Genomic DNA, 22,141 nt, shown 5'->3' with positions numbered 1-22,141 from the left:
CCGGTACAAAGATATCACTGTGGCAAGTTAAAACTTCGCAACAGATCCCGTCCGGTTTATTGCGCCGATGATAATGTGATCTGCCGACGGAAGCCGGCAGGTGAGAGCCCAATTTCCCTCTTGAAAACGCGTGCAAAAGCAGAATCCGATGCGTATCCAGCGCGTTCTGCCGCATCCGAAACAGAACTTGATGGGTCAGTAAGACAGCGTTTCGCGATCTCCAGCCGCCAAGCTGTTACGTATTGCATTGGCGACATCGCCATCTTTTTCTGAAACTGAACCGCAAAGTTTGTTCGTGACATGCCTGCAATGCGCGCCATTGTTTCTATCGTCCAGGATGCGCTTGGATCCTTGTGAAACGCGTCAAGAGCCCGAGCCAGATGGTGATCAGAGAATCCGTTCAAGCCCCACCTCGAGGATTCGTCACTTTCCACAAACGAACGTATGGCCTGCGCAAGAATGGCTTCTGACATCTTCAAAGCAATGAGATCGCCACCGAGGCGAAGACCCCCGGCCTCATCTCCGATCATGCGCAGTGTCGCCTCCATCCATTTTCCAGCGGATTCCCCGTAATTCCTTAGGTGAATGATCGGTGGAAGGCGTTCCAACAGTATGTGTTTTGCATGAGGGTCGAATGAAAAATGGCCGCAGATAAGTTGCGTGTCACGTTCATCGCCGTCGCCGCCGTAAACCAGAACCCCAGTTCCAGTGTATCCCGACCGCTCGATTACCGTGTCCAGCGGCAAAACTGCATCTCTTGTTTCAGCCGCGCAGTACAACTTGTGTGACGCGCCATGCGGAACAATCAACAGATCGCCCTGCTCCAGCCCCACCACTTTTTCATATCCTTCAACTTCGATCAGGCAATTGCCCCTATGAGCAAAATGAAATCGGGCGACGTTATTGAACTTGGGAACTTCAATCCCCCAAGGGGTGGTCAACGAAGTTCGAAAATAGAGCGCGCCTTGAACAGACAGTTTCGTAAGGATATCGCTAAGCAAATCAAGCATGCATTTTCATGGCATTATTTGGCGTTTTTGTACAGCAGCTTGAACGATCTGCACAGAAAATCGAACGTTCCCGCATATATCTCACTTCCCGGTTCGGATTACTCCTATTGCCATCGTAACACTCAGTGGAGTCTCCAAAATGAAGAAACTGATTTCCGCATTTGCTGTGGCACTTTCCATGACTGGCGCTCAAGCCTCTGCGCAGGACGTCGCCGAGATGAGCGATCTCGAATACGCTCACATTGCCTATACGGCCGATAACATCGACATTCGGTATGCCTATCTGGCGCTAGCTTTGTCGTCGAACCCCGACATCCATGAATTCGCAAACACGATGATCCGCGACCATACTGCCGTGAATGAAGCGGCCTTGGGCCTGCTCGAAAAACTGGGCGTGTCAGCGCAGGACAATGCGTTCAGCCAAACGCTGAATGCCAATGCCGAAGAGATCATCGATGGCTTCGTCAAGCTGCGTGGAGCAGAGTTTGATGCCGCTTATGCAGCCAATGAATTGGCCTATCACCAGGCGGTGAATGATCTGGTGGAGAACACAATGATCCCCAATATCGACAATGCCGAGGTGAAGGCTCTGTTCGAGCAGGGACTTGAGATCTTTAAAGCCCATGAAGGCCACGCCGAAATGATGGTCGAGGCACTGCAGTGATGGGAAAAGCCCATTCACGCCGTCGCGTAATGGTTGGAGCGGTCGCATCGGCGGCCGCTCTCGCTTTAACCCGAACGCGAGCCCGGGCGGCAGAACCCGTAGTCCACGAAGTTAGGATCAAAGCATTCGCATTCACTCCAAAGCTTCTGAACGTGTCTGTTGGTGATACCATTCAATGGACCAATGAAGATCTGGCGCCTCATACGGCCACGGCCGATGAGTTCGGATGGGACACTGGGGAGATCCCAAACGGTGTCAGCGCCAAAGTTGAGGTTACTAAAGGTATGGAAACAAAATATTTCTGTGCGTTTCATCCACATATGAAGGGAACAATTGTGATTATGTGATTTGGCTCATTGGATCGACTGAACGAAAGCGGACTATGATGCAGGTCGCAGCATATGGAACTTTGTGCTTCGCACCTTCCAACTTCTGTTGGGGCACACAAAGATGGACAGCACGGTCAGGTATCTTGGTGTTGAACTTGAAGATGCCCTGGCTATTTCTGAAGCCATTGAAACATAACATCTCTGGGCCCCTCTCGCAGGCAGCCCGATGTGGACCGTCATCGCAACTTCAAGTGCTGCGATGCAGTGTTCTCAAAATCCGGCGATGGTCACGAGCAATATGCGACTTCACTGCACGGAAGTGAATGAGTGCTTTAATTGGCATATTCTTTCGACAGAAACTCGGGTGACTCGAAGAAAGTGGATTTCTGTCTGGCAAACACTGTTTTGTGTTCTGACACCCTATCCACTAGGGATGGTGTTGCATTTAGCAGGAAGCGAGCCGACCTATGCATAACATCATTGCACGAAAAAACTTCGCCGTTGCGGTAGCCGAAGAGGCCGGCGCGCTTGCACTAGAGTATTTTGCTTCCAGAGACACCTTGGTCATTGATCAAAAAGGCGCGCAAGACTGGGTCAGCGAGGCGGATCGCAACGTCGAAACCTTCATTCGTCAAAAGATTATGAACTCTTTTCCCGATGATGGGATTTATGGCGAAGAACACGCTGAAAAAGCTGGCTCCAGCGGTTTTGACTGGGTGATCGATCCGATTGATGGAACAACAAACTTCGTCAATGGCATTCCGGCCTGGACGATTGTCTTAGCGGGCGTTTCGGACAGTCAGACGCAGGTCGGTGTGATTTTCGAGCCAAACGTTGGTGAAACTTACGTGGCGGTCCGAGGCGAAGGTGCCACTTTGAATGGACACGCCATGCAGGTTGCCTCAAGCGTGGAACTTGCAAGTGGAACCGTCTCAATTGGCTATTCGAACCGGGTCGAATCATCAAAGGTCATTCCGGTGATTGCGGCCCTTATCGAACGTGGCGCTCTCTATCATCGCAATGCAAGCGGTGCGCTTTCGCTGGCCTATGTCGCGGCGGGACGTCTATTGGGGTACATTGAAGAGCACATGAACGCCTGGGATTGCCTCGCCGGTCAGTTGATGATCGCCGAAGCAGGTGGCGAGATCGAGGATCAAGACGCCGACGGGATGATCCGGGACGGTGGTCGCGTGATCGCTGGCACACCGGCCGTGTTCGGGACCTTGAAAATGATCTGCGACGACGCTTGGAACGAATGACGTCGTTCAGGTAATCGGGCTCGACCCGAATTCAGGTTGAAGAGTTTTAATATCCGCGCGCCAGAAGTGGCCCTGCCCAGGTTGCACAAACAGCCGATCGATTTTCTTCCCTGCAAGATGGCATCAAAGCAGTGTTCCGACCGCGCCGTGGTTTAAAATGGCCAAGTCTCTTCTGTCGTGGTTTTTGACGATTGACAGGACTGTTCGAACGATACGCAGTTGCGCAGCATGGGCTGTTTCCCAACTGCAGAAGCTGGACTTGGGTGCCTTGAAGAAGGTGTAAGCAGCGGACCTTGAATATCGAGGGAGGAAGGAACCCGGTAGTGCTTCGGTCGTTCTCTCCCAACCCAGGTTCGGAATTCGTGACCAGCCCCAAAGGCTTTGCAAGGATAGCGTCTGTATCGGACGCTTTTCGCTCGGTACTGGACCAGATATCTGTCACGCTAGACATGGTCTTACTTTGTGAAAATGTGTCGGCTCGGGCGCGGCCAATTTCACTCAAACCCTATTCGGTGACTGGTTTCTCTGGCTCAAGGACGACCTCCGGGTGAGAGACGACTAAAAGTTTACCCACGTCACCCTTCCGGCAACAGAACGGGGCCACGTTCGGCAAAAGACATTTTGACTTCCGAGCCGATTTCCAGTGGCTCGTCCACGTCGTCCTGCACAGCAAATACCTGCCCGAAGGCACCGGCCAGAGTGTACTCCATCCGCACGCCAACATAGGTCGCCTTGGCAACTTTGGCCGGGATGCCGATATCAGATCCAATCAATATCCGTGACGGGCGCACGGCCAGTGTTGCGGGACCAGGCGTTAGGCCACGAGAAGGGAGTGTGTGTTGATAGCCCTCGATTTCGATCGTGGCTAGATCGCCTTTGACGGAAAAAATAGTGCAGCTGATCAGGTTAGCCTCACCAATGAAATCGGCCACAAACCGGTCAACCGGCGCATCATAGAGTTTACGCGGCGTGCCGATCTGTGCGATGGCAGCGTTGCGCATGACGACAATCTCATCTGAAACGGCAAGGGCTTCTTCCTGATCGTGAGTCACATAGACGACGGTCAAACCGAGATCTTGCTGAATGGCGCGGATATCTTCGCGCACCTGGCGGCGCAGTTTTGCATCGAGGTTTGAGAGAGGTTCGTCAAAGAGCAAAACCTGCGGTTCCAAAACCAACGCACGAGCGACGGCAACGCGCTGTTGCTGCCCGCCGGAGAGTTCACTTGGCAAACGGTTGTCGAAGCCCTTCAGGCCAACCAAGTCTAACCCATGCAGCGCGCGCGATCGGGACTCGCGCTTGTCGAAGCCGGAAAAGGTCAACCCATACATGACGTTTTCCAGCACGCTCATATGAGGAAAAAGCGCGTAGGATTGGAATACCATCGACACGTCACGGTCGGTAGCGGGTAATTTGGTCACGTCTCGGTCGCCGATCAGAATTCGGCCCGAGGTCGCCATTTCCAGACCTGCGATCATGCGCAACGTCGTCGTTTTGCCGCAACCAGAAGGGCCCAAAAGCGTCACCAACTTGCCGGCCTGGACGTGTAGATCGATGCTGTCGACAGCCACCACATCCCTGCCGAACACTTTCGAAACCCCCTCGAAACGAACAGGCGCGGCTTTAGTTGCTATAGTCGTTTCGGTCATGTCGTTTTCTCTGTCCCGAGTTGTGTACGTCGCCCGATCTGAACACGGCCCACGAGGATTTGTAACATCCCGACTGCCGCCAACATCACGAAGATCAGCGTTGTGGAATATGCGATTGCAAGACCGTAATCGTTGTTTTCGACCCGACCGATAATGTAGCTGGTAGCCATGTCATACTCTGCTGAAACAAGGAATATCACCGCCGAAATCGCCGTCATGGCCCGGACAAAACTGTAAACCAGCGCAGCTAGGATAGCGGGCCGTAAAAGAGGAAGAATTACCCGCCTGAAAGTCTGCCAGGAATTTGCACCGAGCGTCAGCGAAGACTCGTCAAGCGACTTGTCTAATTGTGACATAGACGCAATACCCGCGCGAACCCCAACCGGCATATTGCGGAAGATAAAGCTGACGACAAGGATAACGCCCGTGCCGGTGATCTCGATCGGGGGCACGTTGAATGCCAGGATATAGCTGACGCCAATAACCGTGCCGGGAATAGCGAAAGAGAGCATCGTACCAAACTCAAACGCATTCTTTCCCGCAAAACTTTGCCGTGTCAGCAGATAGGCAGTGACCAACCCCACGGCGGCCGTCAACGGTGCGGCAATAGCAGCAATGGTGATTGTGGTCCAGAAACTGTCCCAGGCGGCTCCGGTCCAGCGAATACCTTCTTCTTCGAAGCGAACCGAAAAGGCTGTGACGTAGTGCTTGAACGTCAGCGAGTTATCAACGCCCCACAGTTCGACGATACTTCCATAGATGATCATCCCGTAAACCACGGCAGTGAAAACCGCCCAGGCAATTGCAATGCCCAGAACCGGTATGGCAAGGCCGCGCGGCATCAAGGGGTGCACACCCGCGTCGCCCTTGCCGGAAACGGTGGTATAACTCTTTTTCCCCAGCCACGCGCGCTGCGCATAGAAGGCGGAAAGTGTGAAGAACAAGAGCACCATGGCCAGAACAGCAGCACGGCCCTGATCGTACTGCGCTCCGACGATGGCAAAGAAAATCTCGGTCGACAGCACATCGAAATTCCCGCCCAAAACAAGCGGGTTGCCAAAGTCGGCCATGGATTCGATGAACCCAAGCAGGAAGGCATTGGCCAGGCCGGGACGCATCAGAGGCAGGGACACGGTTTTGAAGGTTTGCCAACGATTTGCCCGCAGAGTTTGGGCAGCCTCTTCCATCGAAGGTGACACCCCTTCGACCACCCCGATCAAAACCAGAAAGGCGATCGGCGTAAATGCCAGAGTCTGAGCGATTAGCACCCCGGGCATGCCATAAAGCCAGCGCGTAGGCTGCACACCAAAGATCTCGGCAACAAATTTGGTGACCGAACCGGAAAGCCCAAACAGCAGGATCAGTGCAAGACCAATCACGAAGGGCGGTGTGATAATCGGCAAAACTGTCAACGCGCGCATCCCGCGTTTAAAACGAAAACCTGACCGTGTGACGACAAGCGCGAAACAAAGGCCAAGCGCGGTTGTGATGAAGCCCACAAGAACTGCAAGAAACAGAGAGTTCCACGCGGCCCCGCATTTGGCACCGGCAAAACAGCCCAATCCCCAAAGTCGGTCATCAAAGAATTTCGAGGCAAATACCGAAACTGAATAGGCACCATCTTCGGTAACGAAGGCGGCAAACAACATCTTCGCAATTGGAAAGAAAACGAAAATTGTAACAATGGTGATTACGCCACCAATAGCGCTGACGACGAAAACGTCGCCATTTATTGCGCCGCGGGCCGCAATACCCTGAGTTAAAAGGAACAGGAACGCTGTGGCGCAGATCATCGCGCCGTATCCCATGCCGAACTGGCGGATCTTCGGTTCTCCGAACAGCGCCTTCATCCAGTCGAAATTGAATCCGCGAATGCCAATTGAGAACCCTTGCGCAATCAGCCAGCCAAAACCCAAGGCACCAGCCAAAATCAGGATACGTGCGTATTGTGGATCGGACTTCGGTTTGCCGAGTATCAACAAAGGCAAGGTAAGCGGGACCAAAAGCGGCGTAAGCCACAGCTTTTCGCCCTGTCCGATCAGGAAAACGGCGGGCGCATAATCTTCATCGAACGGATATCCATCGACCAGCCATACGAATGACCAAATGCCATCCTCCACCATGAACCATGGCAGTAGGCAGAAACCTACCCACCCGGCAACAATCCAGAAGATCAGAACCGGGTGGTTCGTTTTTGGTGTGGTGTCAGTCACTTACTGTGGCAGTACTGAGACCTCTTCGTCCCATTTCTGCAAGAGACGCTTGCGTTCGTCAGACGAGCCGTACTTTTTGAAGTCATAGTCAATAAGCTTGATCTGGCTCATGTCAGGTGCGCTTTCAGAGGTCTCCGAATTTTTGTTGGACGGAACCTGGAAGGCGTTAACCTCAAGCGCAAGGTTCTGGGCCTCGGGGCTGAGGGCCCAGTCATAGAACTTTTTGGCTTCTTCTTCATTTCGAGCGCCATCAATGATCGACATCGAGCCGATTTCATAGCCTGTGCCCTCGCATGGGGCCACGACCTTGACCGGAAAACCTGATACGGCCTGCTTGACCGCATCATGCATGAAGACGATACCGATGGTGTTCTCACCCCGGCCGGCGGCCTTGATTGGGGCTGAACCCGACTTGGTGTATTGGTTGATATTCGAATGTAGGCCCTTCATGAACTCAAAGCCGTCGTCTTCGCCAAATATCTGAACCATCGAGGCAAGCGTCGTATAAGCGGTGCCCGAGGAATTCGGGTTCGCCATTTGCACGTGCCCTTTATACTCGGGCTTCAGCAAGTCTTTCCAACATGCGGGCTCGGGCAAGCTGTTCGCGGCCAAGAGGTCGGAGTTATAGCCGTAGCCGAGTGCGCCTGAATAAATTCCGATGGTCTTGTTTCCTGCACTTTCAGCCTGCGAGATCGCCCAGTCGTGAAGCTGGTCACGCATCGGCGACACGTACTCCATCGTCAAGCCTTCTTCGGCGGCTTGCAAATGGGGATCACCGGTACCGCCCCACCATACATCGCCTTTAGGGTTAGAACTTTCCGCGCGAATTTGTGCAAACGTCTCGCCCGAGGACTTGCGGGTCATATTGACGTCTATGCCGGTGGCATCCTCGAAACTGCGCGCCATGAGTTGACACCAATCTTCCTGTGCCGAGCAGTAAAACGTCAGCTTCTCAGCTTGGGCCGCAGTTAGCGAAGCCGCAAATGCTATCAGCGATCCCGCCAGCGTTGTCGTCAGATTTTTCAATTTCTTTCCTCCCCTATGTGTCGTGCCGAAATTCCCAGCGCGATACTCGTCAATTCGTCGTTAGGGGCGGTCGCTCTAAGTCGCTAGTTGATCTAATTGCGTTGGCCAGATCAAAATCCGACCAGCCTCCCAATGACAGAAGCAATCTCAACACTGTACTGTTGGTTCTGCAAGAAAATTCAACGAGCATTGGTTTTTTGCACCGGTGGGTTTTGAACCGCCAAGCCTGTTTACAGCACCAAGTTTGAGTATCGGGAGCGTATTTCGATGCCGCATTGATTAGGTAGCCCTTTGCTGGGGCGGCCGCTTCCTCCAGCGTAGAGCAAGCATCGTATTTCGAACTTAAGGTCTGCTTTTCGCCTGCAAACTAGGTCTCTGTGCGAGTGCTGCGAACTTCTGCTTTCCTGAAGGTATTTCGATGCGGGCCGAGGTACAGCTTTGCCTTCGCCGCAACTGATGAAAAATGCTCGGAGCGCAGCTCAGGCTGAACAGCAAATACGCATAGCGTCGAGAATCGCGGCGTGCATATTGCGGCCTGCGATCGCGTCACCAATTCGGGCCAGATAGAACTGGCCATCCGGCTCTTCTTCCCTGAACGGGAACGCACCATTGACCAGCGCCTTGTGATCGACCTGTCCAAGGTTTCGCGAACCTGGCTTTAGGTCATGATAGAGCTCGTCTATCGGAATCAGACCTTGCTCGACGACCACGTGGTCTACAAGACGTTTGGTGATATCACCGGTCAAGGTATGACGCAGGCTGGCGCACACCCGGTTTCCCTCTTGGCTTAGAGCACGAAGTTCGTGGAGGCAGGTAAAGGTCACCCCGTTGGCTGCCAGATCGCGCAAAGCAACGGCAGAGGTCGTTGGGCCAAGGTCATGCAGAATCGCCCGGTCGGGGGTCACAAGTTCGACGCTGTGGCCAGCGCCTGCCAACATGTCGGCCGTGACTGCCGCGGGATGGTCTCCAATCTCGTCGAACAATAGAACTTCGCCCGAGACACGCGCTTCTCCGGACAGAACCTCCCAACTGGAGAGCGCCAGATCGCCGCCTGGAATGGATACTGGCTCGGGCCATCCTCCGGTAGCAACTATGACTAAATCCGGGGCTTCTCTAAACACGTCACTGGCCTCGACAAAGGTATTCATGCGGAGATCAACACCAAGGGTGTTAACCTCGGAAATCAACCAATCGGCGACACCCCATATCTGCCTGCGTGTCCCGCCCTTGGCTGCCAAAACAAGCTGCCCCCCCAGCCGATCTGACGCCTCGAACAAAACCACATCGTGACCGCGCAAGGCACTGACCCGCGCTGCCTCCAGACCGCCAGGTCCACCGCCGACGACAACCACCTTCCTTCGGGTGCGGCTGGCAGGAATGACATGGGGTAAAGTTTGCTCCCGCCCGGTGGCGGCATTGTGTCCGCACACGGCGGGCTTGCCCTGATTGACCCGGTCCACGCAATACCCGAGGCCGACACAGGTACGGATACGATTCTCTTCCCCACGCGCCAGTTTTGCCACCAAATAAGGATCAGCCATTTGGGCGCGCGTCATGCCGACCAGATCGACATGGCCGCCTGTAACCGCGTGGCGAGCCGTTGCAATGTCTGCGATGCCGCCTGCATGTAGGATCGGCAGGTTGACGGCTTCGCGGATGCGTCCGGCCACAGTAATATGCGGAGCGGCTGGCAGACCCATAGGGCGCACCCATTCAGCAAGGCCAAGGTCATCGTAGGGCGCCCCGACCAGGATGTTGAGCAGGTCGACATGGCCACTATCTTCGAGCATCCGGGCGGCGGCAATGCAGTCCTCGGCGCTCAGCCCGCCCTCAATCAACTCATCGCCGGTGATGCGCATGGACAGTATGAACTTCGGACCGACCTCTGCGCGCACCGCATCCAATACCTGCAGGGTCAGGCGCATGCGGTTCTTCAACGTTCCACCAAAGGCATCGTCGCGTTGGTTGGTGAGCGGAGACAGAAACTGGCCCAGCAAATGCGAGTGGGACAGAAGCTCGATCCCATCGAACCCGCCCTGCTGACAACGTCGCGCCGCAGCGGTATAATCGCCGATCACTCGTTCAATGTCCTCTTGTTCCATTGCTTTGGGAAAGGCGCGGTGCGCGCGTTCGCGAACGCCGGACGGGGCAATAACCGGTAACCAATGCCCATCATCCCAAGCAGTGCGGCGTCCCATATGAGTGATTTGACACATGATAGCGGCCCCATGCAGATGCACGCCATCCGTGAGCTTCCGAAACCAGGGAACGATACTGTCGTCGCCGGCATAAAGCTGGCCGAATACCGAGGGGCTGTCGGCAGCGATATTCGTCGATCCTCCGATCATTGTCAGGGCGACGCCACCCTTGGCCTTTTCTTCGTGATACAGCCTGTAACGGTCTCGCGGATGACCATCTTCGACGTAATTGGGCGCGTGAGAGGTGCTGACGATTCGGTTGCGCAGCGTCAGGTGCTTGAGCTGAAACGGATCAAGTAGTTTCGCCATGGTCAACTCCCTTCGGTAATGACACCGGTCTAAAAACAGCTCCGGGTCGGGCCCCTTTTGACAGCTTCTGTGACTGACAACGTTCGCTGTCAATGTTATGCTACTTGGGAAATACGGGGAGAGAGTTCACTTTTTCCGACACTGATCCACAAAATGACGACCAGACCAAGAAAGGTGGAACGTCACTGACCTTTGACTCAATTGACAGCCAAAACCTCAATGAGTCGGAGGATCACGTCATTCAGTTCTAACCTAAACGTCGGACATTTCTGACCCAGAAAGTATACGGTTAGTGTCTCAAACGAGCCCTAGCCATTGGGTCCAATCCTACTGAGACATGGCGTTAAGGATGAAAAGGGTAATACTCAAGGAGTTTCATGAACGCGTTGCTTAGCCGCCGAACCCCGCCGCCTCGGGAAGCCACGTGGACAAAGGTGGGAATGCAAAGACGAGGATCAGGCCCAGCAGCATTAGCGCTGCATATGGCAAGGCGCCGCGAATGACCTCGTACAAAGGGGCTTTAGCAATGCCCTTGATGACGAAGAGATTCATCCCCACGAGAGGTGTGATCAGCGCAAGTTCGAGGTTGATCATTAGAAGGATGCCGTACCAAATTGGATCGATCCCCAGTGCCAGCATGACAGGAAAAACGATTGGCGCCGTAACCAGGATGATCGAGATGGTCTCCAAAAACATGCCCAGCACCAGAATGAGCAGCATAACAGCTACGACAAACATGGCGGGGCTGAGGCCCATTGCCGTCACTTGTTCGACGATCTTTATGGGCAGGCGAATAATGGTTACGGCGTGACCAAACAGCGCCGCAGCAGCCAGGATCATGAACAGCATCGCCGTTGTGCGCACTGTTTCAAACGCAGTCACCCAAGGGTCGTTCAGACCGAAATTGCGGTAAACAACTACACTGATGAACAGCGCGTAAAGGCAGCCAATAGAAGCTGCTTCAGTAGCCGTAAATACTCCGAGGTAGATTCCGCCCAAAACCACCGGTGGCATCAATAAGGCCCAGATCGACTGCCTCATACGTGACCAAATAACGCCCATACCTGCAAATGGTTGAGAGACAGCCGTGCCCCCAAACCCAGCGCTGACCATCGCCCAAACCGCGAATATGACAGCCATCATGATACTCGGCACCAACCCGGCTAGGAAAAGAGCTCCGATCGAGGCCTCGGTTACAATGGCATAGAGAATAAGAGGCCCAGAGGGAGGAATCAGAATCCCGAGCGTACCGCCCGCTGCAATCACACCGTAGGAATTGCTGGGGCTGTAGTTGAAGCGCTTCATCTGCGAGATAGCCGTCGAGCCAATAGCTAAGTGCTGTGGCTACAGACGAACCGGAAATGGCTGCGAATATGGTGCAGGAGAGGATCGTGGCGACCCCAAGTCCACCACGCAAATGGCCGACCATTGCATTTGCTGCTTCGTAAAGGTCCTTAACCACGCCGGCACGGATCATCACGTGAGCCAAGAAAGCAAACATCGGTATAGCCGTAAGAAGTCCGTTGTTCAGTTTGGCAAACACCGTATCAGCCGCGCTGTTCACGTTGCCCTCCGTCAGCATCATTTTGATTAGCGATGTAAGCCCGAGCCCGGCAAAGATTGGCATACCCGTGAGCAAGAGGACAATCAGACCGGCCAAAATATGAAACGTCCTCATGGTCGGCGCACCGTCAGAAGCGTAAAGATGCGAGCCAGAGCCGCAAGGATTAGTATCATCATGCCGATGAGTAGGAAGCCTTGCGGAATCCACATTTGAACGCTCAGATACCCGTCTGAATAGATCCCGAAATCGTATGAGAACTGCACCATAATCACCGGGCTGTAGAGAACAGCCGCAGCGACCAGGATCACACCAATCATCCCCCAAACCTCAACCAGCCATTGAGTGCGAGGTCCGGCGCGTTCAGTCAGCAGGTCGACCCCACAGTGCACTGGGCTACCGCCCGCCAGCTCCCGAAACCATCATCTCAATGGATCACAGGCCAATGATGCACTAACAATCAACTTGGACCGATCAGATGAGGCTGCTCAGAACGTGGCCTCGCGACCGAACGCTAGGAGGCAGTCTTGCTACAGTTACCGATGTTAGAGACCTGAAATTAGAACGCATTGATCCGACCCTCAAACCGGGTGGATTTAGCACTCTGGTCAGATTGACCGTGAAAGTCGAAGGCGGCCATTGGGGGCACGCCCACATACGCGCCGTTACGTTCAGGGCGCTGGTTGAAGTTATACCAGAAGCCGGGCAATGGGAGTTGGATGGGCTAACTGTAATCGAGGCTCGCGATCCAAATGCATAAGTGTTTAAGACCAAAGGTTTTTGCTTTCGGTATTTTTTTGTCAGCTTGATTTTGTCACTGACGCTGTCAGCCTCGGCGCATTTTTTGCTGAATCTCAATGTCCGCGTAACGCATGTTGAGCATTCCGTGGATAATCTGCGCGTCTTTATGCGTACACCCATGCCCTATCTGGTTGCGGACAAGGTCGGCGAGCAGGACGATGACGCTCTGCCAGATGCTGCACCATTCACGACCAATGCCATGAGTAACAGTCAGTTGGTCCATTTTGTCGACTTGCAAGCTGTAATGAGCGATCCCAACGGGCTGGGGCAAATCGCCGAAGGTGGGTTGCACCTGTTGATCGACGACCACCGCTTAAGAGGAACAGTTGAGGCCGTTCGCTTGCATCGCGTTGGAATTGAGCCCGGATTTGCAACTTTAGCCGAGGCTCAACAGGCAGTAGACACCGAAACGGCCTTAACGCCACCGCTTTTTGTTGGTGACACGATTGTCGATCTCGTCCTGCATTATGACACTGACGGCCCGGTCCAATCGTACAGCATTGCCAACGTGCTGGACCCCGGTTTGCCGGATCAGGACCAAACGGCGAACCTCATTCTCGATTACGCGTCTGACACACCGCAGATTTTCCGGTCTCGGGGTCTGATTACCGACCCTGTGGAGGTTCAGCAAGAAGGGTACGGAGGATTCCTGAGTTTTGTCTGGGAAGGCACACGACATAATCTCGAAGGTTTGGATCATGTTCTGTTTGTTGTGTGTTTGGTCATTGGGGCGCAAACACTCAGGGCGCTATTACTGCGTGCAACCGGTTTTACCGTGGGGCATAGCGTAACGCTGTCGCTGGGGTTTTTCGGGTTTGTGCCGTCGGGCGTGTGGTTTGTTCCTGCCGTCGAAACCGGGATCGCGCTTTCTATCATTTTTGCAGCCGCAGCGGCGTTTATGAGCTTCAAGGACCGCGCGCGTTCTGAATTCGCGATGGTACTTTTGACAACGCTGATTGACCTCTTGCATGGTCTTGGATTCAGCTTTGTGTTGCACAAGATTTTGCAGGTTACATCCCCAAATATCTGGTAGAGCCTGCTTGCTTTCAATTTAGGCGTCGAGCTTGGCCAGGTCGCCATAATTCTTGCGCTCTGGCCTGCCTTGATAATGTGTCGGCGCGTGAGCTCCAGTTTGTGGATGTCCCTACGAGTGGGCTTAGCCGGTGGATGTGCGGCTATGGCCTGCTTTTGGACCTTTCAACGAATTGCCGAGGTTTATTCCACGCTGGCTTAAGGTCATTGCGATGGCGCGTACCGTGATGATCGCCTGAGAGAATAGCGGACATTCGACTGTTCTGCAGCATAAGACAGATTGGGCTCAGCGCGGCCCGATGCTCGCGCGGCAATGCCGTTGTGATCGGCTGATCGAAACCGGCCACAGGAGGATCTGGTCAAGTCTTTGATCTTGTGTCTTATTGTTCAATGCGCGGACGTTGGGAAATCAGGAGCCATAGTTCGCGCTTCAGGCGGCGAAACCAGGGAGCGAGCCCTCAGTAACCAATGCTGCGATGAGTACGAACGGCGGCGTTGCAACTCTATCCATCCCGAATAGTGTAGGCACATGAGAGAATTTCGAAACGCCAAACCTGCCGACGCAACTCGCTGCTTTGAAATAGAGATTGATGCCTACGAAGGCGACGAGGCAGCAACGCTCGAAAAGATTTCTAAAAGGATTGAGGTCTATCCCAATGGCTTCCTAGTTCTTTTGGTGGAAGGCGAGATAGTTGGCTTTGTAAATTGCGGATGTGCTCATGAAGTCGAAATGTCTGATGAAGAGTTCAAAGAGCTTGTTGGCCATGACCCCGACGCCCCAAATGTCGTAATAATGTCTGTTGTTGTTGATCCCGCGCATCAGGGCAAGGGTCTATCACGGGCATTGATGGTCGAATTCGTGGGGCGCATGAAAAGGATGGGTAAATCCACAATCCATCTCATGTGCAAAGAGCATCACGTCCCACTCTACGAGAATTTTGGATACAGCTATTTACAGCCATCGACTTCTGACCATGGAGGAATGACTTGGCATGAGATGTCTATGAAACTTTGAACTGCCCGATTATCTCAGCCGTGCAGAGCGGACATTCAAATTTTCAATGGGAAAGTCCAATTTGTCCGCTCCTCGATTGCCGGACCCAGCTGCAGCGAAAAGGCGGTTTGGAATTGGCTGAATTTTGCGCCGATGAATGACCGCAAACGAAGAATCCTCTGCGATGCAACAAATGGCGTGTCGCGCCTGCGAGGGGTTTCTGCGTCAGCAAAAGCGGCGTGAGCAAAAGTCGGCTCCGTCCCGCAGACCGTGAGTTACCGTTCTACAGGATTTCGCACGCTCGACGAAGGGCAGCTAGACACACACTATTCAGCACTTCGCCGTGGTGACGGCGGAGTGCTCTTTCCACTATCTCTCAAGATACTGCTTTGGGCTCACAACAGGCTCCGGTGCCGTTGCAGAAAGATCCCCTGCCCCACCCAATAACTGATCATGCGGACGGCCCAAATCAGTCGACACGCCTTTACACGACTTAACAGATAATGACGCCAGCTATCTATGCGTTTGGTCGCCGTTGCTTATGCATGAATGGCACGCATCTTGCATCTTTGTCTAAGCCGTACCGGCAAACCGCGCTCAAAAATCACCCCATGTAATTCAAACCTGTCCAGGAAGCCACAGAACGATAGCAGGGAACGCAACGAGCATTGCGATCGTCGCTGCATCCGCCAGAAAGAAAGGCGTTACACCTTTAAAAACATCCTGAACGCTTAGGTCATCACGCACGCCAGCCACTACAAAGCAATTCAGCCCGATAGGTGGGGTGATCAGGCAAAACTCGGCCATTTTGACTACCAGAATGCCAAACCAGATGGCACACATCGGGCCGGACATTCCAAAGGTACTATCGGCCGCACTTACCGCTTCACCACCGTTCAACGCCATGACGGCTGGGTAAACTACGGGCAACGTCAGCAGCAGCATACCTATCGCATCCATGAACATGCCCAGTACAGCATAAGCCAGCAGGATACAGATCAGAATGAGCATTGGTGACATCTCAAGCGAGGTGATCCAGTCGGAGAACGCGCTGGGTAGTTCGGCAAAACCCAGAAAACGAACATAGACCAGCACGCCCCAGATGATGGTAAAGATCATGACGCTTAGCTTGGCCGTCTCCAGCAACGCGTCTTTAAGTTCGGACCAACGCATGCCCTGATATAGCGCCATCAGAAAGACAACGAAGGCACCGATTGCGCCACCCTCGGTTGGCGTGCCCCAAGCATCGCCTCCGAATGGGTTGTAGACAAAGAAGATGATGGTAACGACGACAAACAAGATAGGCAGTGCGGGCGGAAGAGACATGAAACGCTCTTTCCATGTAAAGCCTGAGACTGCGGGACCAAAGTCTTTGATCACAACAGCCATGCCAATGATCAGCAAGCCATAGATCAAAGCTGAGAACATGCCCGGAATGAAACCGGCTAACAGCAGTTTGCCCACGTCCTGTTCCACGATAATCGCGTATATGACCAAAATGGCCGAAGGAGGGATGAGCGACGCCAATGTGCCGCCTGCAGCGACGACACCTGCAGCAAAGCGCTTGTCGTAGCCGATCTTCAGCATCTCGGGGATGGCGATGCGGGCGAAAACGGCGGATGTGGCAACCGAGGCTCCGGAAACCGCAGCGAACCCGGCGGTGGCAAAGACGGTCGACACCGCCAGCCCGCCAGGAACCCATGCCAGCCATCGCTTGGCGGCCTCGAACAGTGCTTTGGTCAGGCCCGCGTAGTAGGCGAGGTAGCCAATCAGGATGAAGGTCGGGATAAGGCTCAGCGCCTGGCTCGAAATCTTGGAATGCGGCACCTGCCCCGCTGTTTTGACGGCCACAGTCACAGCCTTGCCGAACCGCGCCGGGTCGTACCCAAACTTGGCCCAGAAGATCCAGATCAGGCCAACCATTCCGGCCGTTGCGGCAGCAAATGCCACGCGCATACCCAGCACCACAAGAACAAGCATTCCGCCCGAGACGATCAGACCAATTTCAATGGGTTCCATCAGAATTTACCTCAGTTGTCGTGGCCCGAGACATGCTCGGCTTCCATTGCAGCCTGGGTGGCGGCATCGGGAATCAACGGGACGGCGATAGGCGGCTGGTCAGGATGGCGAATCGCACGACCGTAGGCACAGAGCTGCAGAAAGAGCCTTATGCAAAGCACGCTGAAGGCGACGGGTGCCAACAGCTTGGCGGGCCACAGCGGGATACTGATGTCAATGGAACTGTCGCGGCTCCACAGTGGGGCACCATAGTCGAAACTGCGCGCGAAGTGCGCCCAGCTCCCCCAGATCAGCAAGACGATCAGCGCCAGAATGACGGCGGTTGTCACGAATTCAACGATATAGAGCGTTCGGCCTTTAAGTGCACCAACGAACATGTCCATTCGGATGTGGCCGCCATCGCGCTGCGCATAAGATATCCCCATGAAGGCAATCAACGGCATGGCCTGTTCAATCCAGTCGACATACCCGGGAAGCGGCGCATTGGCGATGTTCCGACCACCGACGGAGACAACGGCCATGACCATCAGAGAGAAAACCGCAAGACCGCTGATCAAAGCCAGAAAGCTCTCCAGTTTGTAGAGATGTTGATCGAGAATGCTGAGACGGCTGTCGTCGGACAGCACCAGGGATGACCCGGCCATCGTTGTGCTCCGCTATCAGGGGAATAGGCACCCGACGCCTGCTTGGCCGACGTCGGGTGGTGAGTGGATTAGCTACCGTTGGCGATCTTGCCGGTCACGAGGTCATAGAGCTCTTGCGCCGGAAGACCGCGTTCGGTGTTTTCCGCAATCCAGGCTTCTGCTGCGGGTGCGGCGGCGGCCTCTTTGAATGCCGCGATTTCTTCATCGCTGAACGTGACCCGTTCGATGCCGCGTTGATCCAGCTCGGGGCCCCAAGCTTCCATCGTTTTGGTCTGGTATTGGGAAACGTAGTGATCCAGCGCTTCGTCTATCGACCCCAGCAGAGCTTTACGATGTTCATCGGACAGATCTTCCAGTGCCAGAGTATTCACGACGACCGGGCAGTTGACGGTTCCGGGGTTCAGGTTCGTCGTCCACCATGTAGCGTTCTCAATAGTGCCAAAGGACATATGGGCGTGTGGTGCAAAGCTGACGGCTTTGACGATGCCGCTGTCCATTGCCTGACGTACTTCGGATGCGGACATCGAAGTCGGAACCGCGCCGACCGTCTCCATCGCTTTACCGATGCCGCCAGTCGCCCGTACGCTCAGACCTTCAAAATCAGTCAAAGATTTTGGCGCGTCACCTACCCCGACAAGGTTGTACTGCGGTAGCGGAGACGGCATCAGTAGAGTCGCGTCCCAGCGGGCCAGATCCTCGACAACGGCTGGATGTTGATAAACAGCCATCGACAGGTCAATTTCCTGTTCCAACGATGTCACGCCCAGAAACGGCAGTTCCAAGACAGTGATCGAGGGGTTCTTGTCGCGGTGATAGCCAGCGCAGAACTGGGCCATTTCAAACGCGCCAATCGAAATCCCATCGAGGTTTTCTTTGTTCTTCGACAGGCCACCATAACTGATGTTCAGGGTAAACTCACCGTTGGTCTTTTCGTTCACCAGTTCAGCCAGCTTTTCGACATGCTCTGTGAAAGCACGACGCTTGCCCCACAGGGATACGTTCCATTCGACAGCCAGTGCTTCGGATGCAACGGTCAGCGACAAGGCGGCAATGGCCGCCCGGTTAAGGTGTTTGCGCATAGTGGCTCCTCCCAGATCATGCAATTCGTTTGGGCGGAGTATTCAGAATGCGCGGCGTCCTGACTATGAAGGAAAATGCGCGCGTTTTCCCAGGCGCCCTGCGGATTTCCGCAGAGCTGTTTTCGCCTACAACAGAGCCTCTTTATCGAGACCAAGTTTGACGATCTTTTCGTTGAGCGTCCGGCGGCCAATCCCAAGCGCTTCGGCGGCGGCATCCATGCGGCCTTTATGCGCCTTGATGGCTTTGCCTATGAGCTCGCGTTCAAATGCGGCAACGGCATCGCGCAGGGTATCCGGCACTTCGTCGAAGTGCTGATCGCTTTGGATAGCCTGCGCCACCGAACCGCCTCCGCGTCGGGCCGCCAAAATGCGCCGTTCGCAGACATGGCGCAATTCACGCACATTGCCGGGCCAGTCATGTGCAAGCAGAGCCGCCAAATCGTCCTGATCAAGTTCTGGTACGTCTATCTCATAAACCTGCGCGTATTCGTTTAAGAAATGCGTTGCCAACAGAACCAGATCATCCCGTCTTTGTCTAAGCGGGGGTAAGGACAAGACGACAGTATTCAATCGAAACAAAAGGTCCTGACGCAGGCGGCCTTCCTCGGCCGCAAGTACAACGTCTTCGTTGGTTGCTGACACGACCCTGAAGCTTACCGGCACCGGCGACACCGCCCCCACCGGCAGCACTTGTTGATCTTCGATGACCCTTAACAGCTTGGCCTGCGCCGCTGGTGGGCACGAGCAGATTTCATCCAGAAACAAGGTCCCACCCGATGCCGCCCCAAGCCTTCCGTCGGATTCACCCGCGACGCCGAACATTTCCGCTTCAAATGTATCGGCCGACAATGCGGCGCAATTCAGCGCCAGAAACGGTGCCTCCGGCGAGCGGCCCAAATCATGTAAAGCATGAGCAACCAGCTCTTTCCCGGTGCCCGTATCTCCCTGCAACAAAACCGCAACCGACGTATCAGCAAGATCAAGTACTTCTTGTCGCAAGTCTGTGATGGCGTCCGTTTGGCCCAGCAGGATGCGGTCAAGACCTGACAGTTTGAACAGCCGGTCTTTGAGGCGGGCATTACTTCTTCGCATTCGGTATTGTTCGGCCGCGTGCCTCAGCACCGTAAGCAATCGCCGTGGTTCATATGGCTTTTCGATGAACCCATATGCCCCGTCCTGTATGGCCTGAACCGCCATCGGGATATCACCATGTGCCGAAATCAATACCACCGGAGGCGCCACATGCCTGTCCAGGCTGGCCAGCAATTCAAGTCCCGACATGCCGGGCATACGCACATCGGATAAAATGACATCGGGCGAGGCGTTGGCCAGATGCTCCGTCACCTGGGTCGCGCGTGGCAAGGCGTTGACAGACCAGTCGGCGGCTTCAAGCAACTCGACAAGAGATTGTCGCATCGATTTGTCATCATCAACGACCAGAACTTTGAAAGGTTGCTGCAGGTTCATTCGTCCGTTTCTTCAGTATTTGAGGCTATCGGGAAGGTGACACGAAAAATTGTTCCGCCGCCATTTCGATTTCGGGCCGTCATTGTGCCATCGTGATCTTTGACAATGCTGGTGGAAATGGCCAGTCCCAAGCCCATGCCTCTCCCGCTCTCTCTTGTGGTTACAAATGGCTCTTGCAACTCTGCCAGCGTTGCCTCGCCCAACCCGTGACCGTTGTCCTGAATTTCCAACACGACCTCATCATCAGAAGCCATGACAGCGATATGGATTTCAGGCGCATCCGCTTCATCCGTAGCATCTATGGCATTGCGCAAAAGATTTGTGATGACCTGTTCGATCCGCAGGGCACTGCCCCGGATAAACGCCGGACCAGTCGACGCATCAATTGAGATTTTCACCTTGCCCTGTTCGATGTTTGGGGCAACCAGAGCCAACGCGGCATTAACCGAAGTGCGTAAGTCTACGTCGTCGAACGCCTCACTCTCCGACCGTGCAAAAAACCGTAATTGGCGTGTGATCCCTTCCATCCTGTCAACCAGGCTGCCGATTTTTTGTGGCAGCTTGGTTTCCCCGGAAGATGAAATCTCTGCAGCCACCAGATGATTGCGCATCGCCGCGATGGGCTGGCCCAGCTCATGCGTGACCGACGCGGATAGTTGCCCAAGAGCGGCCAGTCGGCTTGCGCGCTCCAACTCGCCCTGGGTGCGTCTGAGGCTCCGCTCGGCTGTCTTGCGGTCGTCGATTTCGATGGCAAGCCTTTCATTTGCTTCGCGCAGCATTGCTTCTTCCTCTTCGGACCGCGCCAAAGCAGCGCTGACGCGTCTCGCACGTTGTATCTGGAAGTAGATAAATGTGAGCCCCGCCAAGAGGACAAAAACTGCAGTTACAAGCCAACTGCGCGCTACAGCCTGATCGTCACTTGCAAAATAGTGAAGCGACCAGCCATGAGGCAAATCCGTTGCTGCAAGATGCAAGCGCTTCGTCCCCGCAATTCTGGCCTGATCTCCCGGCAACTCAACCCAATCCAACGCATCTAAGGCTTGCCCCGGAAACTGCCGGGCGTTTCGAATTCGCTCTCGCTGTGGTTCTGACAATGGCGTCAACGCGCGATATTGCCAATCCGAGTTCGAAGAAAGCAGAATGACACCGTCTTCATTGGCCAAAAGAACCTGTTCGCCCGAGTTTTTCCAACTATCCTGAAGATTAGAGAAATCGATCTTAATCGCTATGACACCAGTTGAATCTCCCTGGTCGTCAAGCACTGCGTTGGCGATGAAGTATCCTGGCAGACCAGTCGTCGCCCCGATGGCATAGAAGCGGCCCTGTTTACCAGAAATGGCACTTTGGAAATATGGGCGGAAAGCGTAGTTCTGGCCAACAAAGCTCCCTGTGTCGCGGTAGTTCGATGCGGAAATCGTGATCCCGTCTTCGTCCATCAGGTAGATAGCATCCAGCTCCGCCCGCTCCGCAAAATCCTCAAGGCGTCGGTTTAAAGCTCCGGTGCCGTCTCCTTCGGCTGTTCCAATTACAAAGGAATCCTGTGACAGCACATAGGTGAGGTGGGAAAATCGTTCGAGTTCGCTGTTTACCGAGCTTTGGTAGAGAGAGAGCCGGCCCTGAGCTTTCGAAAGCTCCTCCGAAACGAAGTACTGGTAAGAAACCAAATAAAGGCCAATGCTGGCGGCAATGGCTACCAAAATACCTACAATATACGAAGCTGATCGCATTGAATGCCCATGAACTGCGACAGCATAGGATCACAGTAGGTATTAGCCGTCCATCCCAAGAGTTCTAGGGTCAGGACCCATTGATTTCCGTTTTGCGGCGTGATTCACGGTTCAAAAACGAGCGGTGGACATGTCTGATCTCTTCTGGCTTACGGATGCG

General features: G+C 54.4%; 16 protein-coding genes and 3 pseudogenes. 6 read left to right on the top strand and 13 right to left on the bottom strand.

Features of this window, described 5'->3' with window-relative positions:
- Positions 1–56 precede the first annotated feature (56 nt).
- Positions 57–1,010 carry an AraC family transcriptional regulator gene (locus FN806_RS12575; protein WP_142637643.1) on the bottom strand — a complete coding sequence of 318 codons (954 nt, stop codon included), beginning with the start codon at positions 1,008–1,010 and terminating at the stop codon, positions 57–59.
- Positions 1,011–1,149: 139 nt separating this feature from the next.
- Here FN806_RS12575 and FN806_RS12570 point away from each other — a divergent pair, with 139 nt between their 5' ends.
- The 4 genes and pseudogenes from FN806_RS12570 (at position 1,150) to FN806_RS12555 (ending at position 3,262) form a co-directional block, all read left to right on the top strand.
- On the top strand, positions 1,150–1,674 hold the full coding sequence (locus tag FN806_RS12570; protein WP_142637641.1) for a DUF4142 domain-containing protein: 525 nt from the start codon (positions 1,150–1,152) through the stop codon (positions 1,672–1,674).
- Positions 1,674–2,021: a cupredoxin domain-containing protein gene (locus FN806_RS20865; protein WP_142637639.1), complete on the top strand. Its 348-nt coding sequence runs from the start codon at positions 1,674–1,676 to the stop codon at positions 2,019–2,021. Before FN806_RS12570 ends, FN806_RS20865 begins: the two co-directional genes overlap by 1 nt.
- 67 nt (positions 2,022–2,088) lie before the next feature.
- A pseudogene (locus FN806_RS20670) lies at positions 2,089–2,199 on the top strand (integrase); the annotation flags it as partial.
- 271 nt (positions 2,200–2,470) lie between these two features.
- Entirely contained in the window at positions 2,471–3,262 is a 792-nt protein-coding gene (locus FN806_RS12555) for an inositol monophosphatase family protein (RefSeq protein ID WP_142637637.1), read from the top strand.
- A 575-nt stretch (positions 3,263–3,837) separates the two neighbouring features.
- Here the strand turns inward: FN806_RS12555 and FN806_RS12545 are convergent.
- The 7 genes and pseudogenes from FN806_RS12545 to FN806_RS12520 all read right to left on the bottom strand — a co-directional run bounded on the left by FN806_RS12545 (position 3,838) and on the right by FN806_RS12520 (position 12,610).
- Complete coding sequence (locus FN806_RS12545) at positions 3,838–4,911, bottom strand: ABC transporter ATP-binding protein (protein ID WP_142637635.1); 1,074 nt, start codon at positions 4,909–4,911, stop codon at positions 3,838–3,840.
- Positions 4,908–7,124 (bottom strand): ABC transporter permease, encoded by a 2,217-nt coding sequence (locus FN806_RS12540; RefSeq protein ID WP_142637633.1) that lies wholly within the window; start codon positions 7,122–7,124, stop codon positions 4,908–4,910. Before FN806_RS12540 ends, FN806_RS12545 begins: the two co-directional genes overlap by 4 nt.
- Positions 7,125–8,150 (bottom strand): ABC transporter substrate-binding protein, encoded by a 1,026-nt coding sequence (locus FN806_RS12535; protein WP_142637631.1) that lies wholly within the window; start codon positions 8,148–8,150, stop codon positions 7,125–7,127.
- Positions 8,151–8,629: 479 nt separating this feature from the next.
- Positions 8,630–10,657, bottom strand: a complete 2,028-nt coding sequence (locus tag FN806_RS12530; protein WP_142637629.1) for an NADH:flavin oxidoreductase — start codon at positions 10,655–10,657, stop codon at positions 8,630–8,632.
- 390 nt (positions 10,658–11,047) lie between these two features.
- The gene (locus FN806_RS12525; protein WP_281286275.1) at positions 11,048–11,962 is read right to left on the bottom strand and encodes a TRAP transporter large permease; all 915 of its coding nucleotides are present in this window, start codon (positions 11,960–11,962) and stop codon (positions 11,048–11,050) included.
- A gap of 91 nt (positions 11,963–12,053) precedes the next feature.
- A pseudogene (locus tag FN806_RS20860) lies at positions 12,054–12,284 on the bottom strand (TRAP transporter large permease subunit); the annotation flags it as partial.
- 47 nt (positions 12,285–12,331) lie between these two features.
- Positions 12,332–12,610 (bottom strand): TRAP transporter small permease subunit, encoded by a 279-nt coding sequence (locus tag FN806_RS12520; RefSeq protein ID WP_185956700.1) that lies wholly within the window; start codon positions 12,608–12,610, stop codon positions 12,332–12,334.
- A gap of 515 nt (positions 12,611–13,125) precedes the next feature.
- On the opposite strand from FN806_RS12520, the pseudogene FN806_RS12515 reads away from it, so the two are divergent.
- Positions 13,126–14,253 (top strand): annotated as a pseudogene (locus FN806_RS12515) (HupE/UreJ family protein).
- A gap of 327 nt (positions 14,254–14,580) precedes the next feature.
- A complete protein-coding gene (locus FN806_RS12505; protein WP_142637623.1) occupies positions 14,581–15,066 on the top strand; it encodes a GNAT family N-acetyltransferase in 486 nt (161 codons plus the stop codon).
- Between the two features lie 597 nt (positions 15,067–15,663).
- Here FN806_RS12505 and FN806_RS12500 read toward each other — a convergent pair.
- From FN806_RS12500 to FN806_RS12480, 5 genes are all read right to left on the bottom strand, one after another.
- Complete coding sequence (locus FN806_RS12500; protein ID WP_142637621.1) at positions 15,664–17,064, bottom strand: TRAP transporter large permease; 1,401 nt, start codon at positions 17,062–17,064, stop codon at positions 15,664–15,666.
- An 11-nt stretch (positions 17,065–17,075) separates the two neighbouring features.
- Entirely contained in the window at positions 17,076–17,708 is a 633-nt protein-coding gene (locus tag FN806_RS12495; RefSeq protein WP_142637619.1) for a TRAP transporter small permease subunit, read from the bottom strand.
- 68 nt (positions 17,709–17,776) lie between these two features.
- Positions 17,777–18,787, bottom strand: coding sequence for a TRAP transporter substrate-binding protein DctP (gene dctP, locus FN806_RS12490; protein WP_142637617.1), 1,011 nt, complete (start codon positions 18,785–18,787; stop codon positions 17,777–17,779).
- Positions 18,788–18,913: 126 nt separating this feature from the next.
- Complete coding sequence (locus tag FN806_RS12485) at positions 18,914–20,254, bottom strand: sigma-54-dependent transcriptional regulator (protein ID WP_142637615.1); 1,341 nt, start codon at positions 20,252–20,254, stop codon at positions 18,914–18,916.
- Positions 20,251–21,981, bottom strand: a complete 1,731-nt coding sequence (locus FN806_RS12480) for a sensor histidine kinase (protein WP_142637614.1) — start codon at positions 21,979–21,981, stop codon at positions 20,251–20,253. Before FN806_RS12480 ends, FN806_RS12485 begins: the two co-directional genes overlap by 4 nt.
- Positions 21,982–22,141 lie beyond the last annotated feature (160 nt).

It is taken from the genome of Ruegeria faecimaris (genome assembly GCF_900182615.1).
Classification (GTDB): domain Bacteria; phylum Pseudomonadota; class Alphaproteobacteria; order Rhodobacterales; family Rhodobacteraceae; genus Ruegeria; species Ruegeria faecimaris.
This window is presented reverse-complemented; position numbering and strand designations above follow the sequence as displayed.